We start from the raw sequence: 15,117 nt of genomic DNA on the forward strand, positions 1-15,117 counted from the left end.
GGAGGACAACTTGGCGTACTGGGGCGGCGGTTCAGCCGGTGGCTGGAGCGGCGGCGGACACTTCGGCGGCGGGCCAGGGGGCCAGCTTCGTCCGAACTCCCTGCAGCGCAGCACCGACGGCTGGAGCGACGACGAGCTTGGCTCCGTCTATAACCACCGCGTCGTCACGCGGCTGGCAAAATACGTCGCGCCATACCGCATGCGCCTGCTGCTGGCGCTCACCGGCACGCTCGGCTTCGCCGTCCTCACGCGCACCATGCCGCTCGCCGTCGGCGGGCTCATCGATGCGGCGGGACGGACCAACTTCGACGACCTCAATCGCTGGGGCTTCATCTACCTGGGGCTCGCGGCCGGCGCGGCTGTGTTCTCGTTCCTGCAGCTCACGATGTCCGGCTGGATGGGTCATCGCCTGTTGCTGAAGCTCCGCAAGGAGATGTTCGGGCATCTCCAGAAGCTCTCGCTGCGCTTCTACGACCGCAACGAAGTGGGTCGCGTGATGTCGCGCGTCACCAGCGACGTGACGTCGCTGCAAGAGCTGATGACCAGCGGCTTCCTGACGATCTTCGGCGACATCGTCGGCATCGCGTTCTCGGTCGCGTTTTTGCTCTACTTCGACTGGCAACTCGCGCTCGTCACATTCACCGTCATTCCCGTGCTCGTCATCGCCATGCTCGTCTGGCAGAGCTACTCGCGCAAAGCGTTCATCCGCGTGCGCCAGGCGATCGCGATGGTGAACGCGAACCTGCAGGAGAACGTCTCCGGTGTGCGCGTGATCCAGAGCCTCTCGCGCGAGGACGAGAACGCCAAGCGCTTCGACCGCATCAACGCTCAGAACCTCGATGCGAACGTCGCCGCCGGCAGGTTGACGGCGGCTGTGATGCCGCTCGTCGAGATCACGGTGGCGGTCGCGATGGCGCTGGTCATCGGCTATGGCGGTTATCGGGTGATGAACGGCCATCTCGAGATCGCGGTGCTCATCCCGTTTGTGCTGCAACTCCAGTTGCTCTTCGACCCGGTGCGCGACCTGGTGCTCCAGTACACGCAGCTCCAGCGCGCGATGGCCGGCGGCGAGCGCGTCATCGAGGTGCTCGACACGAAGCCGGAGTTTGAAGACAAGGCGGACGCACTGGAGTTAGGCGAAGTGGACGGGCGCGTCGACTTCAACAACGTGACGTTCAACTACGTCGAGGATGTGCCCGTATTGGCGAACATCGACCTGCACGTGCGCCCCGGCGAGACAATCGCGCTGGTCGGTCAGACGGGCGCCGGCAAGACGACGCTCACGTCGCTGCTGCTCCGCTTCTATGACATCAACGAAGGCTCGATCGCCGTCGATGGTCACGACATCCGCGACGTCACGCACCAGAGCCTGGCGCGGCAGACGGGCATCGTCCTGCAGGACCCGTTCCTGTTCTCCGGCACCGTCACGGACAACATTCGCTACGGGCGCCCGGACGCCACGGTCGAAGATGTCGAGGAGGCAGCACGGCTCGTCGGCGCCCACAACTTCATCATGCGGCTCGACGATGGCTACGACACGGAGTTGCACGAGCGCGGCATGAACCTCTCCGTCGGACAGCGGCAGTTGTTGAGCTTCGCGCGGGCGATCATCGCGCGGCCGCGCATCCTCATCCTCGACGAGGCGACGGCCAACGTCGACACGCACACGGAGCAGGTCATTCAGCGCGCGCTGAAGACGCTGCTCGAAGGGCGGACGTCGTTCGTCATCGCGCACCGCCTGTCGACGATCCGCAACGCCGACCGGATCATCGTGCTGGAGCACGGGCGGATCGCGGAGCAGGGCAGCCACGACGAGTTGCTGTCGCTCGGCGGCCGCTACGCGAACCTGTACCGCATGACGTACGAGCAGCACGCGCTCGGCAAGAACGGCGCCGCGAAGGCGGAAGAGCCGGCTACGGCTCCGGCCGGTAACTGAGCTAGGCGGATCTAGCGGCGACGCGCCGGGCCGCTGGCGGCGACGTGCTTGCCGGACGCCGCGAGCGCGGTTATACATCAGCCCTGTGTCCATCGATCTGACCGTTCCCGACGATGGCCTCGCGCGCGATGGCGGCTGGCACGCTTCCGCGCCGGCGTGGATCGAGGGCATCGAGCGCGACATGACGCGCAAGATGCTTGATCCGCTCGTCCTGCATCTTTGCGGCGATGTGACGGGGCGGCGTGCGCTCGATGTCGGCAGCGGCGAAGGCCGCTTCGCGCGCATGCTCGCCGAACGCGGCGCCGAATGCATCGGCATCGATCCCACTCCGGCGCTCGTGGCTGCGGCCCGAGATCGCGGCAACATGTCGCCCGTCCGCGCCGTCGCCGAGGCCATGTCGCTGCGTGATGGCGCCTTCGATCTCGCCGTCAGCTACATCACGCTCGTCGACATCGAGGGCTATGTGGAAGCGATCGCGGAGATGGCGCGATCGCTCAGACCAGGCGGCCGCCTTGTCGCCGTGAACATTGGTTTCGCTAGCGCGTCCGTTGCGGAGAACCACGGCTGGCAGCGCGATGACGATGGCAACGAGCTCTTCGTGCCGATCGACAACTACGGTTCCGAATGGAGCGCGGTTCTGGAGTGGAACGGCCTGCGCATCCGCAACTGGCATCGACCGCTCTCTGCCTACATGGCAGGCCGGGCTTATTCTTCGACGCTTCGTTGAGCCCACGCCTCCCGAGGAGTTGCGCGCGCACCCGGACTTCGCGCGCGCGTTTCGCGTGCCATGGTTCAGCGTGATGCTCTGGGAGAAACCGGCGCCGTAGACCGTGCGAGCGAAGGCGGATTGACGCCGGAGCTACATCAAAGACGACCGCCTGCGCGCACGGACGGTGCGATGCCCCGTGCCTCGTGTCATACATCCGCTCCGCGCCGTCCGTGGCGTGCAGGGGTCGCACACCCAACAGTAGATGATTTCCGGTTGCGCGAGCGTTAATCGCCGCCTGTACGGCGCATCACGAAGGGATGGCGCTTCACGCAGCTCAGCTTCGGGGCTCGAGGCGGATTCTCCAATTCTCGCACTTCCCCCAGGTTCCCGATTTGGGCCTAGCACGCCGCTTACGCGCCGAAAAATATTGTCAACCTGGGCGAGGATCCCTCTTGACAGACTGCCAGCATAGTGCCATCATAACGCCATCTTACCGATGGCTACTAGCTGCGCGGAGGCGCCATGGCCACCGAACTTCGCACCGAAGCCCTCTTCGACGCCCTCAAGCAGCCCCTCGGGCTGATCGACAACGAGGAGCGCCGCCGCCACCTCGAGACCTACATCGAAACCGCCCGCGTGCCGCTCGAGCGCGCGGTCAACGACCTGATGTCCCAGATCGTCCAGTCGATCGATGAGCAGGTGCGCGAGCACTTCCGCATCCGCCTGACGTACCGCCCGGGAGGCCTCGCGCTCGAGGTCGAGGAGAAGCACGGCGACGGCGATGACGCGCGCTGGGCATCGCTCGAAGGCGACATCGAAAAAATCACCATCCGCATCCCCGCAGAGCTGAAGGATCTCGCGACGCAGGCAGCGCAGCGAGGCGGCACTTCGGCGAACTCCTGGTTCGTGAAGGCGCTGGCGCGCGCGTTGCGAGCGTCAGAGTCAGGGCCGCCGCCATCGTGGGGGCATGATACGAGCCATCACCGACGCGATGAGGATCGTCCCGGGCGGCGGGGATCGCGGTTTAGCGGATGGGTTGGCGGCGACGAGGATTAGCCATCGATCCCGGTGGGAACAGCGCGGAGCGAAGGTCCGCGAAACGGAGAGGAAGCCATGATGCACAGCCAACAGATCGACGAGATCATGATCGAGCAGCGGCAACGTCAACTCGAGCACATTAGTCCGCACACGATCGCCGCATTGGACGAGATGCACCGGCACGAAGGCGTGCGCCGCGCGGTCGCATCGGCGCTCGTGCGCCTGGGCATGACGCTCGACCACGACGCCGGCGTGCGCGAAGCGCTCGCACGATAGAAGGGGGTCGCGGTGCGCATACTTGCATTCGTCCTGGCGCTCCTGCTGCTTGCGGGCAACATCGACCCGACGCGTGGCTGGCTGATTACGCTCGTCGTGGTGACGGGCATCTCCGCCTTCAGACTGCTGCGCCCGTGGTCCGGCCTGATGCCGCGGCCGGTGCTGGATGTCCGCATGGCATCGTTCGTGCTTGCGGTCATGCTGCTGGCGGGCGCTGTCGATGCGAACAAGGATTGGCTGATCGCACTTTCGGCGGTCACCGGCGTCGCTGCCTTCATGCCGAGGCTCCTGACGCTCGATGGTGGACACGACGATTTTCGCGGCCGGCGCTGGCACGCACGCCATCGCAGACGCGCCGGCTGGGCGGTGGACTGGGACGGGGATGACTGGCGATGACGATGAACATCGCGCCGGAGCGCGCCTTCACCAGCGAATCGCAGATTCCCGTCGCGGGCGTGCCGCTCGTCGTCGAGTTCACGTCATCGCGCTGCCGTCAGCGGCCGATCGCCTCGCGCGCGGGCGGCGTCGAACTGCCGGTGGGGCGCCTGCCGGTACGTGCCGTCGACATCGATGCCTATCCCGATCTGCGGCGGCGCTTTCGGATCACCCTGCTGCCGACCTTCGTGGTCCTGCAGGGGGCGGAGGAGGTGGCACGCATCGTCGGGCCGCATTCACGGCGGGAACTCGCAAGCGCACTGCGCCGGGCGCTCGACCCGGATGTCGTGCGGCTCGAGGAGCCGCCCCAAGCGCGCGCGAAGTGGAATGACTTCACCGCCCGACTCTGGGGATTCACCGCGGGATTATGAGCTGACCCATGGAGCATGTGCGCACGATCAACCGCGAATTCAAGACGGGAGAGAAGGCGGTCCTGCACCTGGAAAGCCGCTCCGGCACGGTGATCGTCGAAGGCCGTGAGACCGACCGCGTCGTCATCGACGCGGTGGTGCGCGTCTGGACGGACCTCTCCGTCGAGGCCGACGATGCCGCCGCGCTGGTCGAGCAGGCGATGGAGCAAGACGCGCACCGCGTGATCGTGCGCATGCCGGCGCTCCCGAAGCGCGAAGGCTGGGCGGTGCTGTTCGGACAGGGCTCGCGCGTCGACTATCACGTGCGCGTGCCGCTGCATTCGGCGGTGCGCGTGCTCTCAAAGAGCGGATCGGTGCAGATCACGCACGTCGAGGGCGTGGTCCACACCGAGGCGATGTCCGGGAAAGTCGGCGTCGACGACATCACGGGCGACGTCACCGCGATCTCGAAGAGCGGCAGCCTGCTCATCGAGCGGGTGCGCGGGGAGGTGACGGCCGATGCGCGCAGCGGCAAGGTCGCCGTCAATCACGTCCAGGGTGGCGTCACGATCGATGCCCGCAGCGGCAGCGTCGAAGTGAATGACGTCGAAGGCGACCTGAAGGTTGGCTCGCGCAGCGGCAGCGTCAACATCGATAACGTGCGCGGTCGCATGAGCGTCAAGTCCCGTGCGGGCAGCACGCGCTATCGCGGCAAGATCGTGGCCGACGCCGAGTTCGAGGCGCTGGCCGGCTCCATTCAGCTTTCCGTGGATACGGAGTTTCCGTTCTTCGTCGATGCGGAAAGCGGCGGCGGAAGCGTGCGTTCGGACCTGCCGCCGCGTCGCAACGGGGCGGGGCCTGAGGGCGGCGGTCCGAAGGTGCGGCTGCGCACGCGCGCCGGCTCGATCCGCCTTTCGAAGCTCGATTGAAGACGATGACGGCACGCGGATTGTGCGAGCGCGTCCAGCCCTCTCGCGAAAACGGAGGCGATTCCCGGTACGAAATGCTCATCCGATCGGCACCTGTCGGCCGCGCCACTGCGCGTCATATGATGCCGGGGGGCCCACTGAAGGAGGTACCACATGTACGACGTGATCGTGGTCGGCGCGCGGTGCGCCGGATCGCCGACGGCCATGCTGCTCGCGCAAAAAGGCCACCGCATCCTGGTTATCGACCGCTCGACGTTTCCGAGCGACATTCTCTCGACGCACTACATCCAGGTCGAAGGCGTCGCGAGACTGCGGAAGTGGGGCCTGATCGAGAAGATGGACGCCGCCGGTTGCCGGCCCATCGAGAAGATCACGTTTTTCATGAACGGCTTCGGCTTGACGCCGCCGGAGATTCCCGGCGCTCCCGTCGAGAGGGCCTACTGTCCGCGACGCACCGTGCTCGACAAACTCCTGGTCGATGCAGCGCGCGAAGCCGGCGCCGAGGTGCGCGAGGGCGTGACGCTGCAGGATCTGCTCATCGAAGGTGATCGCGTGATCGGCGTGCGGGCGCGCACGAAGGACGGCGAAGTCTTCGAAGAACGCGCGACCGTCGTCGTCGGCGCCGATGGCATGCACTCACGCGTGGCGAAGATCGTCGATGCGCCGGCCTACGACGAGCACCCCTCGCTCTCGTGCGCGTACTACAGTTACTTTTCCGGCACGAACCTCGAAGGCGCAGAACTGCACATCGGCGAGAACGGCGGCATCCTGGCCTTCCCCACCAACGACGGCCTCGACTGCATCGCCGTCGGCCAGTCGAACGAGATGTTCGAAGAGTTCCGCAGCGACATCGAAGGCAACTTCATGCGCTACATGGAGGCCATCTCGCCAGCTATGCACGAGCGCGTGAGGGCCGGCAAGCGCGAAGAGCGCTGGGAGGGCACCGCCGACGTCCCCAACTTCTTCCGCAAGCCGTATGGCCCGGGATGGGCGCTCGTCGGGGACGCGGGATATCATCGCGACCCCATCACCGGTCTCGGCATCAACGACGCATTCCGCGACGCCGAACTGCTTTCGACCGCGCTCGACGAAGGCCTGAGCGGCCGCGCGGCGATGGACGATGCGCTCGCCGCGTACGAACAGCAGCGGAACGAGATCGCGAAGCCGATGTACGAATTCACCATCGCCCTCGCTTCGGGCACGCCGCCGCCCGAAATGGTGGCAGCGATCGAGGCGGCGCAAGCGCAGGGCGACTGAGCGAGGAGGCGCATGGAAACCGCATCATTCGACGAGATCGCTGACGAATTCAATGCGCGGGTCGCGCGCATCGTCTGGTGTACGGTGGCGACGGTTGACCTCAAGGGCCGGCCGCGCACGCGCATCTTGCATCCGATCTGGGAAGGCTCGACGGGCTGGATCGGCACCAGCCGCAACTCGCACAAGGCCAAGCACCTGGCGAAGAACGCGCACGTCTCGCTGTCCTACTGGGACCAGCAGCACCAACAGATCTACGCGGACTGCAAGGCCGAGTGGGTCGACGACCCCTCAGCGAAGCAGCGCATTTGGGACCTCTATAAGAGCACGCCGCCGCCGCTGGGCTACGACCCCGCGATCATCCCACCGTGGAGCGGCGGCCCGAACGGCGGCGAGTTCGGCGTGCTCAAGCTGACGCCGTGGCGCATCGAGTTGTCAGCGCTGCTGCCGCCGGGCCAGGCATCGATCGTCTGGCGCGCGAAGAAGTAATCGCTCGCCTGACGGCCGTCGCCTGACCGGAGCCGCATCTATACTCGAACGATGGTCGAAGAAGAGAGCGATCCCGTCCTGCGCCGCGCGGTCGCGTGGGCGTCCGGCAACGAGCACGTCCGCGCGCTGATCCTCGAGAGTTCACGCGCCGCGCCGGATGCGCCCGTCGACGCGCTGTCTGACTATGACCTGCTGCTGGTCGTGACGACCATCGAGCCGCTTCGGCGCGATGAGTCGTGGCTGGCGTGGTACGGCGCGCCGCTGGTGCGCTTCCGCAGCGAGTGGAACGACCAGGGCTACGACGGCATCACGCGGCTCGTTGTGTACGAGGACGGTACGAAGGTCGACCACCTCCTCATGGAGGCCGCGCTTCTCGACCGCATCAAGCAGCAACCGCGGTTGCCAAACCTGCTCGACGTCGGCTATCGCGTCCTGCTGGACAAGGACGGCCTCGCCGACGGCCTCAAGCCGGCGACGTACCGCGCGCACATCCCGTCGAAGCCCACGGAAGCCGAGTATCTCGCGGTCGTCGAGGAGTTCTGGTGGGAGTCCACGTACGTCGCGAAGAACATCTGGCGCGATGAGTTGTTCGCGTGGAAGTACAACCTCGAGTGCGTCATGAAGCTCGATGTGATGCGCCGCATGTTGGAGTGGCACGTCGAGATCGCGCACGACTGGTCGGTGCGGCCGGGCGTCGTGGGGCGGCACCTGAAGCGGCGGCTGCCGCCGGACATCTGGGCCGAGGTCGAGGCGACATTCGTCGGCGCCGACGCGGACGAGAACTGGGAGGCGCTGTTTCGGACGGGCGCGGTGTTCCGGCGCGTCGCGCTGGAAGTCGCTGCGGGCCTCGGTTATCGGTATCCGCACAAGATGGACGCCGGAGTGGTCGCGTACTGGCAGCGGCTGCGGACGATGCCGCACTAGCTACGTCTATTGCAGCGCGCCCCGACGTTCACGCGGCGCAGATGGTGCGAACGTACCATTGCTCCTCGCAACGCATCGCTCGACGATGGTCGTAGCCACTTCAACTATCGCCGCTGATCGCATGATGCGGCCTTCAGAGGAGCGATCCCATCACACAGTCCTCGATAACCGACAGCGACGGGCGGCTCGAGCAGTTGCTCCGCATGAAGGACCAGGCGCGGCTCGGCGGCGGCGCGCGCCGGAACGAAGCCCAGCACGAACGCGGAAAGCTCACCGCGCGCGAACGCATCGACATCCTGCTCGATGCCGGCACGTTCGAGGAGATCGATCAGCTCGTCGTTCACCGCGCTGAGGAGTTCGGGCTCGCCGAGCGCCACTACCTGGGCGACGCGGTCGTCACCGGCTACGGCAGCATCGACGGACGTGTGGTGTTCGTGTTCTCACAGGACTTCACGATCTTCGGCGGGTCTTTATCTGAAGCGATGAGCGAGAAGATCGCGAAGGTGCTCGACCTGGCGATAAAGACCGGCGCCCCCGTGATCGGCCTGTACGACACGGGCGGCGCGCGGCTGCAGGAAGGCATTGCTTCGCTGGGCGCGTGGGGCGACGTGCTCATGCGCATGGCGCTAGCTTCGGGCGCGGTGCCGCAGATCGCCGTCGTGCTGGGGCCGTGCGTGGGCCGCGCAGCCTATGCGCCGGGACTCAGCGACTTTGTCTTCATGACGAGCGGCACGGCGCAGATGTTCGTCACCGGCCCGGAAGTCATCCGATCGGTGACCGGCGAAGACCTCACGCACGACGAGCTGGGCGGCGCCATGTCCCATGCCCAGCATAGCGGCGCCTGCCACTTCGTGCTCGACCGTGACGAGGATGCGCTGCTGGAGGTACGGCGCCTGCTCTCGTTTCTGCCTTCGAACAGCATGGAGCCACCGCCCACTCGCGAATCCGCCGATGATCCCCATGCCCGCGCCGACGACCTGCTGCAGATCGTCCCGGCCGAAAGCACCAAGAGCTACGACGTGCGCGAGGTCATCGACCGCATCGTCGATGACGGCGACTTCATGGAAGTACAGTCGCTCTTCGCGATGAACCTCGTCACGGGTTTCGCGCGGATGGCCGGGCAACCGATCGGCGTCGTGGCGAATCAGCCGAACAACCTTGCCGGGTCGCTGGACATCGATTCGGCGCGCAAGGCGGCGCGATTCGTACGCTGCTGCGACGCGTTCAACGTGCCGGTGCTGACGCTGGTCGATACATCGGCGTACCGGCCGGGGACGGCGCAGGAGTACGGCGGCATCATCACGCACGGCGCGAAGCTGGTGTACGCGTACGCGGAGGCGACGGTGCCGAAGGTGACCGTGATCCTGCGCAAGGCCTTCGGCGGCGCGTACGACGCGCTGGGCTCGAAGCACCTCCGCGCGGATGTGAACCTGGCGTGGCCGCAGGCAGAGGTCGCCGTTGTCGGACCCGACCCGGCGGTGAGCATCCTCTACCGCGCGCGCCTGCAGGAGGCCGCCGACCCGGCGGCGGAACGCGCGCAACTCGTCGCGGAGTACAGCGAGCGCTTTGCGAACCCGTACATCGTGGCGGCGCGCGGCTACGTGGACGATGTCATCGACCCGCGCGACACGCGGCGAGCCGTCATCGAGTCGCTGCGCATGCTGCGCTCGAAGACGGACACCATGCCCGCGAAGAAGCACGGCAACGTCCCGCTCTAGACAAGACAAGAGTGCGGACGCGATCGCGTCCGCACCCCGACGTTGCTGTCGGCCGACGTTACGCGGAGCGCTCCGAACCGCCGGCCATCTGCGCCATCGCGGCCTGCGAGCGCTTCTGCATCTCCGCCGGACTGACGTCTTCCACGTGCGTGCCGAGCGACCACTCGTGACCGAAAGGATCGGCGAGCGTGCCCATGCGGTCGCCGTAGAACTTGTCCTCCAGCGGTTGCAGTTCCTTCGCGCCGGCATCGATCGCCTTCTTGAAAGCGCTGTCGACGTCCTTCACGTAGAGCACGAACGATGACGTCACGTGACCCAGTTTTTTCGGCGACTGCTCGGCCATGTCCGACATCATGATGATCGAGTCACCGATTTCGAGTTCGGCGTGGCCGATCGTGCCGCCAGGGCCGGGCATGCGCATACGCTCCTTCGCGCCGAACGCCTGCTTGTACCAGTCGATGGCCTTCGTCGCGCCATCGAAGTAGAGATAGGGGGTGATGGTGTTGTATTCGTCGGGGATGGGCTTCACTGCCACGGTTATGCCTCCTTGAGTTCGTGGTGAATTAGGATCGTAGCACAGGCACTGCAAGGTGGCGCCAGCGGATCGGCGTAAAGAAACCGCATTCAACTGACGTAGAGTGTCAGGGGAGATCGGTCAGTTCGTAAGGCGCGTCGGCTACCCCGGCATGAGCGTCGGCGGCGGGTCGCCAGAGAGAATGGCGTCCAGGCGTGCGCGCAACACGTCGTTGTGTTCGGGATGCGTGAGCACGTAGAAGCGCTCGTCGCGAATCGCCTTGAAGACCTGCTGCGCCACTTCCGACGGCGCCATGCCGCCCGCGAAGATGCCGCTGATCATGTCGACCATCGCACGCTCGGGTGTGCCTTCCGCCGGTTCGGGGCGCGGGCCGGCGGGATGATTGCGGCCTGACTCGATGATGCGCGTGTTCGTGAGCGCCGGGCAGAGCACCGAGACCTTGATCTTGCCGCCCGATGCGAACGCAAGCTCGTGATGCAGCGTCTCCGAGTAGGCGACGACGCCGAACTTGCTGACCGTGTACGCGGGACCGCCGGCGCCCGCGATCAAACCGGCGACGGAGGCCGTATTGACGATGTGCGCTTCCTCGCCGCGCTCCAGCATCAGCGGCACGAAGGCGCGCACGCCGTATATCACGCCCCAGAGGTTGACGCCAAGCACCCAGTCCCAATCCTGCTGTTCCGTGCTCCACGAAGGCAGCGGACCGCCACCGCCCACCCCTGCGTTATTGCAGAGGATCTGCACGCCGCCGAATCGTTCCGTTGTGCGCCGCGCGAGTTCGTGCAGGTCAGCTTCGTTCGACACGTCGGTGCGGACGGCGAGCACCGTGGCGCCTGCGTCGGTCATTTCGCGGGCGGCTTGCTCAAGCTCCGTCTGTTCGACATCGGCAAGGACGACGCGCATGCCTTCGGCGGCGAACTTGTCGGCGAGCCCGCGCCCGATGCCGCTGGCAGCGCCGGTGACGACGGCCGTCTTGTCTTTGAAGTCTTTCATCGCGCTGTCCTTTCGGCCTCGGAGAGGCCGTCAAGGTATCGACGGGCGCGAAGGGGAACAATGCGCGCGCAGACTGTGGCGGGCGCGCATGTCTTCGGGCGCGGTCCGCCGCATGTAAGGCAACCCTGAAGCGCGCTCCAAAGGAACCGCGAACGGCTAAGTGCCGATGCGCCGGGAACCGCTGACTACCGCCGCGCCCGCTTGCGCGTCGTGCGCTTGCGTGCCGTCTTCTTCGCGGCGGCCTTCTTCGCGGGCGCCCGCGTCGCCGGCGCCGCGGCGGCGAGCGCGCTCTTTGCCGCGCGGCCGCGCGGCGCGTCTTCGAGGATGAACGTCACCAGCAGATTCACGCGGTAACCGGTGATGCGCCCGCCCTCGACGACGACCTGCTGCTCCTTGATCCATGCGCCGGAGACGTTGCGTAACGTCTCGTTTGCGCGCCGGATCCCTTGCCTGACGGCGTCTTCAAAACTGCGGGCAGACTGGGACGTGATCTCGGTGACTCGTGCTACCGACATCGGTGCCTCCATGTGTGCGTGCCGCACCTGCGGGTTTGGGGAGAGCGATCGTATCACAGGCGGGCAAGCGGTGGAGCACGAACCATCCTCGCTGGCGTCGGACGCCCAGGGCCGTTCGAGTTCGGCGTTTTTTCGAATCGTGGTTCCGTGGCCTGCGGATCGCCGATACTGTCGGTCATGGATCCGCAGTTCCGCTTCTGCACGAGCGCCGACGGCACCCGGATCGCGTACGCCACGTACGGCAGCGGCCCACCGCTGCTCTACGCGAACACGCCCGTACTCAGCATCGACACGCAGTTCCCCATCCCCGAAGCACGGGCGTACTTCGACGCGCTTGCCAGCCGCACAGGCCTGGTCATGTTCGATCGGCGTGGCACCGGCGCATCGCAGCGCGAGGTCGACGATCTATCGCCGGAAGCGGAAGCGCGCGACATCGCAGCTGTCGCGGATGCAGCGGGACTGCGGGAGTTCACGTTGTTCGCCGACATCGCGACGCACGTCTGTCTCACCTATGTGCTCGGTGAAGAGCAGCGGTCGCGAAGCCTGATCCTGTGGTCACCGCTCATCGAGTCGAACCCGAACAAGGAGATGGCCAAAGCCGCGCTTCGCGACTGGTCGTACTTCTGGCGCCTGTGGGCAAGCCGCCTGTTTCCGGACGGTCCGGTCTCTCTGCAGCGCGCGATGGGGAAGGCGTACAAGGACACGACGACCCCGGAAATGTCCGCGCGGCGCATGGACTGGCGGAAACCAGACTTCGATGCGCTGCTACCCCGCGTCACGATTCCGGTGCTGATCATCCATCGGGAAAGCGTGCCACATCAACATGCGATGCGCCTTGCTGCGCACCTGTCACATGGCCAGCTGCGGTTTGTGCCCGGGCATCCCCCCACTCCGTATCCCGACCACGAAGCGATCGTCGACGCCGTCTTCGACTTCATGGGCCTCAATGACACGACACCCGTCAGCGTGGCGCGGGATGGAGGGATCGCCGTCATCCTCTTCACCGATATCGCCGACTCCACGGCCCTCACAGAACGCATGGGAGACGCGGCGTTTCGTGCGGCGTCACGCATCGTCGAAGATGGCGTCCGCGCGGCCGTCCGCGCGCACGGTGGCACGCCCATCGATGGCAAGGTGATCGGCGATGGTGTCATGGGCGTGTTCACATCGGCCGCGCAGGCGATCGCCGCTGCCCGAGCGTGCGTGGCGCTCGGCCAGGACCTGCCGATGCACGTCGGCATCCACGCCGGCGACGTGATCGGCGAGGGGACGAATGTCTACGGCGGCGCCGTGAACATCGCCTCGCGCATCTGCGGGCTGTGCGAACCCGGCGAGATCCTCGTGTCGCAGACGGTGCGCGACCTGGCGCGCACGTCGTCCAACGTGAGGTTCGAGGACCGCGGCGAACACACGCTAAAGGGCATCGCCGATCCGGTGCGGGTGTTTGCCGTCCTGCCCGATCGCGGATAATTGCCGCATGGAACGCGAAATCCGCTACTGCACGACAGAGGACGGCATCCGCATCGCCTACAGCGTCGAGGGCGAGGGCCCGGCGATCGTCGCCTGCCCGTTCTTCGTCGAGTCGCTTTCGCTGACCCACCTGCTCGCGCCGCACGAAGACATGATGCGAGGCCTCGGGTACCGCCGCACGCTCGTGCGCTTCGACGCGCGCGGTACCGGGCTTTCGCAGCGCGACGTCGACGATTTCAGCCACGGCGGCCTGCTGCGCGACCTTGACGCGGTGATCGATGCGTCAAAGATTGAACGTTTCGCCATCTTCGGCAGCGGCGTCAGCGGCCCCCGTGCGATTGATTATGCGGCGCTGCACCCGGACCGCGTAACTGCGCTCCTCCTGTACTCGACATTCGCACGTCCAGCCGATGTGATGAGCGACGCGGCGACGCAGGCCTTCGCACAACTGGCGGAGACGAACTGGCAAGCAGCGGCGCAAGCGCTCACGGATCTTTCGGGGCGTCTCGACTACGCTGGCCTCAACGTGGACGTCTCGAACGTCATCCGTGAGTCGGCCGATGGATCTGTGGCGGCGCGCCTGCTGCGACAAGCGTTCGCAACGAGCGACGTCACCGCATCACTCGCGCGCGTGCGCGCCCCGACGCTCGTGATGCAACAGCGGCAGACGCAACTCTTCACGGCGGCACTCGGTCAGCGCATCGCGTCCGGCATCCCGGGCGCGCGCCTCGTGCTCTTCGATGTCGGTACGAGCTGGCTCGGCGACGGGGCGGCACGGCTGGTCTCCGATGCGGTCGCCGCTTTTCTCGGTGATGCACCGGCGCCGGGTCCGGCGCCCACAGGCGATGGCGGGCGGCAGACCGGCCCCGGCCTTCGGACCGTGCTGTTCACCGATATCGTCGACAGCACCGGACTGACGGAGCGGCTCGGCGATGCTGCGTTTCGCGAGCAGGCGCGCGCGCTCGACGAGGCGATGCGCGACGCCATCACCGCGCGCGGCGGCACGACCGTCGAAGGGAAGGTACTGGGCGATGGCGTCATGGCGGTGTTTTCGTCGGCGGTACGCGCGCTCGAGGCGGCGTCGGACTGCGTCGATGTCAGCGAGCGGAGCGACCTGCGGTTACACGTCGGCGTACACGCCGGCGACGTGACCGAGGAAAACGGCAACTTCTACGGCGGCGTCGTCAACGTCGCGGCGCGCATTTGCGGACTCTGCGAGCCCGGCGGCATCCTGGTCTCGGCGACGGTGCGCGACCTCGCGCGCACGTCGTCCGGCGTGATGTTCGAGGATCGCGGCGAGCATGCGCTCAAGGGCATCGCGGATCCGGTGCGCGTGTTCGCGGTGCGGGCGGCGGAGTGACTTCGCTATACTACCCTCGCCTCGCGATGCGAGGCGCCTTCGTGCCGGCGTAGCTCAGTGGTAGAGCAGCTGTTTCGTAAACAGCAGGCCGTCAGTTCGAATCTGACCGCCGGCTCCAGGCCGACATCCCAACGACGGTCCGCGACCTCGCGGGCCGTTCGCGTCCCAGCTGCGGCAGTTGTCTTG

At 66.5% G+C, this 15,117-nt stretch carries 15 protein-coding genes, 1 tRNA gene and 1 pseudogene; 14 read left to right on the forward strand and 3 right to left on the reverse strand.

Going from position 1 to position 15,117, the window contains the following annotated elements; translation table 11 throughout:
* Positions 1-10 precede the first annotated feature (10 nt).
* The 11 genes from WEB52_15875 (at position 11) to WEB52_15925 (ending at position 10,058) form a co-directional block, all read left to right on the forward strand.
* Entirely contained in the window at positions 11-1,936 is a 1,926-nt protein-coding gene (locus WEB52_15875) for an ABC transporter ATP-binding protein (GenBank protein ID MEX2227913.1), read from the forward strand.
* Between the two features lie 85 nt (positions 1,937-2,021).
* On the forward strand, positions 2,022-2,663 hold the full coding sequence (locus WEB52_15880) for a class I SAM-dependent methyltransferase (GenBank protein MEX2227914.1): 642 nt from the start codon (positions 2,022-2,024) through the stop codon (positions 2,661-2,663).
* Positions 2,664-3,167: 504 nt separating this feature from the next.
* Positions 3,168-3,701: a hypothetical protein gene (locus tag WEB52_15885; protein MEX2227915.1), complete on the forward strand. Its 534-nt coding sequence runs from the start codon at positions 3,168-3,170 to the stop codon at positions 3,699-3,701.
* Between the two features lie 57 nt (positions 3,702-3,758).
* Positions 3,759-3,959: a hypothetical protein gene (locus tag WEB52_15890; protein ID MEX2227916.1), complete on the forward strand. Its 201-nt coding sequence runs from the start codon at positions 3,759-3,761 to the stop codon at positions 3,957-3,959.
* A gap of 12 nt (positions 3,960-3,971) precedes the next feature.
* A complete protein-coding gene (locus tag WEB52_15895; GenBank protein ID MEX2227917.1) occupies positions 3,972-4,355 on the forward strand; it encodes a hypothetical protein in 384 nt (127 codons plus the stop codon).
* A 2-nt stretch (positions 4,356-4,357) separates the two neighbouring features.
* On the forward strand, positions 4,358-4,765 hold the full coding sequence (locus WEB52_15900) for a thioredoxin family protein (GenBank protein ID MEX2227918.1): 408 nt from the start codon (positions 4,358-4,360) through the stop codon (positions 4,763-4,765).
* 8 nt (positions 4,766-4,773) lie between these two features.
* Positions 4,774-5,673, forward strand: coding sequence for a DUF4097 family beta strand repeat-containing protein (locus WEB52_15905; GenBank protein MEX2227919.1), 900 nt, complete (start codon positions 4,774-4,776; stop codon positions 5,671-5,673).
* 153 nt (positions 5,674-5,826) lie between these two features.
* A complete protein-coding gene (locus tag WEB52_15910; GenBank protein MEX2227920.1) occupies positions 5,827-6,930 on the forward strand; it encodes an NAD(P)/FAD-dependent oxidoreductase in 1,104 nt (367 codons plus the stop codon).
* Positions 6,931-6,942: 12 nt separating this feature from the next.
* Positions 6,943-7,416 (forward strand): pyridoxamine 5'-phosphate oxidase family protein, encoded by a 474-nt coding sequence (locus WEB52_15915; GenBank protein ID MEX2227921.1) that lies wholly within the window; start codon positions 6,943-6,945, stop codon positions 7,414-7,416.
* 51 nt (positions 7,417-7,467) lie between these two features.
* Positions 7,468-8,340: an aminoglycoside 6-adenylyltransferase gene (locus WEB52_15920; protein MEX2227922.1), complete on the forward strand. Its 873-nt coding sequence runs from the start codon at positions 7,468-7,470 to the stop codon at positions 8,338-8,340.
* A gap of 203 nt (positions 8,341-8,543) precedes the next feature.
* Positions 8,544-10,058, forward strand: coding sequence for an acyl-CoA carboxylase subunit beta (locus WEB52_15925; protein MEX2227923.1), 1,515 nt, complete (start codon positions 8,544-8,546; stop codon positions 10,056-10,058).
* 58 nt (positions 10,059-10,116) lie between these two features.
* Here WEB52_15925 and WEB52_15930 read toward each other — a convergent pair whose 3' ends face one another.
* The 3 genes and pseudogenes from WEB52_15930 to WEB52_15940 form a co-directional block, all read right to left on the reverse strand.
* Positions 10,117-10,593: a VOC family protein gene (locus WEB52_15930; protein ID MEX2227924.1), complete on the reverse strand. Its 477-nt coding sequence runs from the start codon at positions 10,591-10,593 to the stop codon at positions 10,117-10,119.
* A 141-nt stretch (positions 10,594-10,734) separates the two neighbouring features.
* The gene (locus WEB52_15935; protein ID MEX2227925.1) at positions 10,735-11,586 is read right to left on the reverse strand and encodes an SDR family NAD(P)-dependent oxidoreductase; all 852 of its coding nucleotides are present in this window, start codon (positions 11,584-11,586) and stop codon (positions 10,735-10,737) included.
* A 314-nt stretch (positions 11,587-11,900) separates the two neighbouring features.
* A pseudogene (locus tag WEB52_15940) lies at positions 11,901-12,101 on the reverse strand (dodecin family protein).
* A gap of 177 nt (positions 12,102-12,278) precedes the next feature.
* On the opposite strand from WEB52_15940, the gene WEB52_15945 reads away from it, so the two are divergent.
* From WEB52_15945 to WEB52_15955, 3 genes are all read left to right on the forward strand, one after another.
* Positions 12,279-13,571: an adenylate/guanylate cyclase domain-containing protein gene (locus tag WEB52_15945; GenBank protein MEX2227926.1), complete on the forward strand. Its 1,293-nt coding sequence runs from the start codon at positions 12,279-12,281 to the stop codon at positions 13,569-13,571.
* Positions 13,572-13,578: 7 nt separating this feature from the next.
* Positions 13,579-14,931 (forward strand): adenylate/guanylate cyclase domain-containing protein, encoded by a 1,353-nt coding sequence (locus WEB52_15950; protein MEX2227927.1) that lies wholly within the window; start codon positions 13,579-13,581, stop codon positions 14,929-14,931.
* Between the two features lie 43 nt (positions 14,932-14,974).
* A tRNA-Thr gene (locus tag WEB52_15955) sits at positions 14,975-15,049 on the forward strand.
* Positions 15,050-15,117: the final 68 nt, after the last annotated feature.

The sequence above is a fragment of the Dehalococcoidia bacterium genome (assembly GCA_040902535.1).
Lineage (GTDB): Bacteria > Chloroflexota > Dehalococcoidia > DSTF01 > JACRBR01 > JBBDXD01.

Excerpts from the sequence above, each read along its gene's own strand:
- WEB52_15885 (MEX2227915.1), top strand. The coding sequence starts at position 3,168 with ATGGCCACCGAACTTCGCACCGAAGCCCTCTTCGACGCCCTCAAGCAG.
- WEB52_15890 (MEX2227916.1), top strand. The coding sequence starts at position 3,759 with ATGATGCACAGCCAACAGATCGACGAGATCATGATCGAGCAGCGGCAA.
- WEB52_15900 (MEX2227918.1), top strand. The coding sequence starts at position 4,358 with ATGAACATCGCGCCGGAGCGCGCCTTCACCAGCGAATCGCAGATTCCC.
- WEB52_15905 (MEX2227919.1), top strand. The coding sequence starts at position 4,774 with ATGGAGCATGTGCGCACGATCAACCGCGAATTCAAGACGGGAGAGAAG.
- WEB52_15910 (MEX2227920.1), top strand. The coding sequence starts at position 5,827 with ATGTACGACGTGATCGTGGTCGGCGCGCGGTGCGCCGGATCGCCGACG.
- WEB52_15915 (MEX2227921.1), top strand. The coding sequence starts at position 6,943 with ATGGAAACCGCATCATTCGACGAGATCGCTGACGAATTCAATGCGCGG.
- WEB52_15920 (MEX2227922.1), top strand. The coding sequence starts at position 7,468 with ATGGTCGAAGAAGAGAGCGATCCCGTCCTGCGCCGCGCGGTCGCGTGG.
- WEB52_15925 (MEX2227923.1), top strand. The coding sequence starts at position 8,544 with ATGAAGGACCAGGCGCGGCTCGGCGGCGGCGCGCGCCGGAACGAAGCC.
- WEB52_15935 (MEX2227925.1), bottom strand. The coding sequence starts at position 11,586 with ATGAAAGACTTCAAAGACAAGACGGCCGTCGTCACCGGCGCTGCCAGC.
- WEB52_15945 (MEX2227926.1), top strand. The coding sequence starts at position 12,279 with ATGGATCCGCAGTTCCGCTTCTGCACGAGCGCCGACGGCACCCGGATC.
- WEB52_15950 (MEX2227927.1), top strand. The coding sequence starts at position 13,579 with ATGGAACGCGAAATCCGCTACTGCACGACAGAGGACGGCATCCGCATC.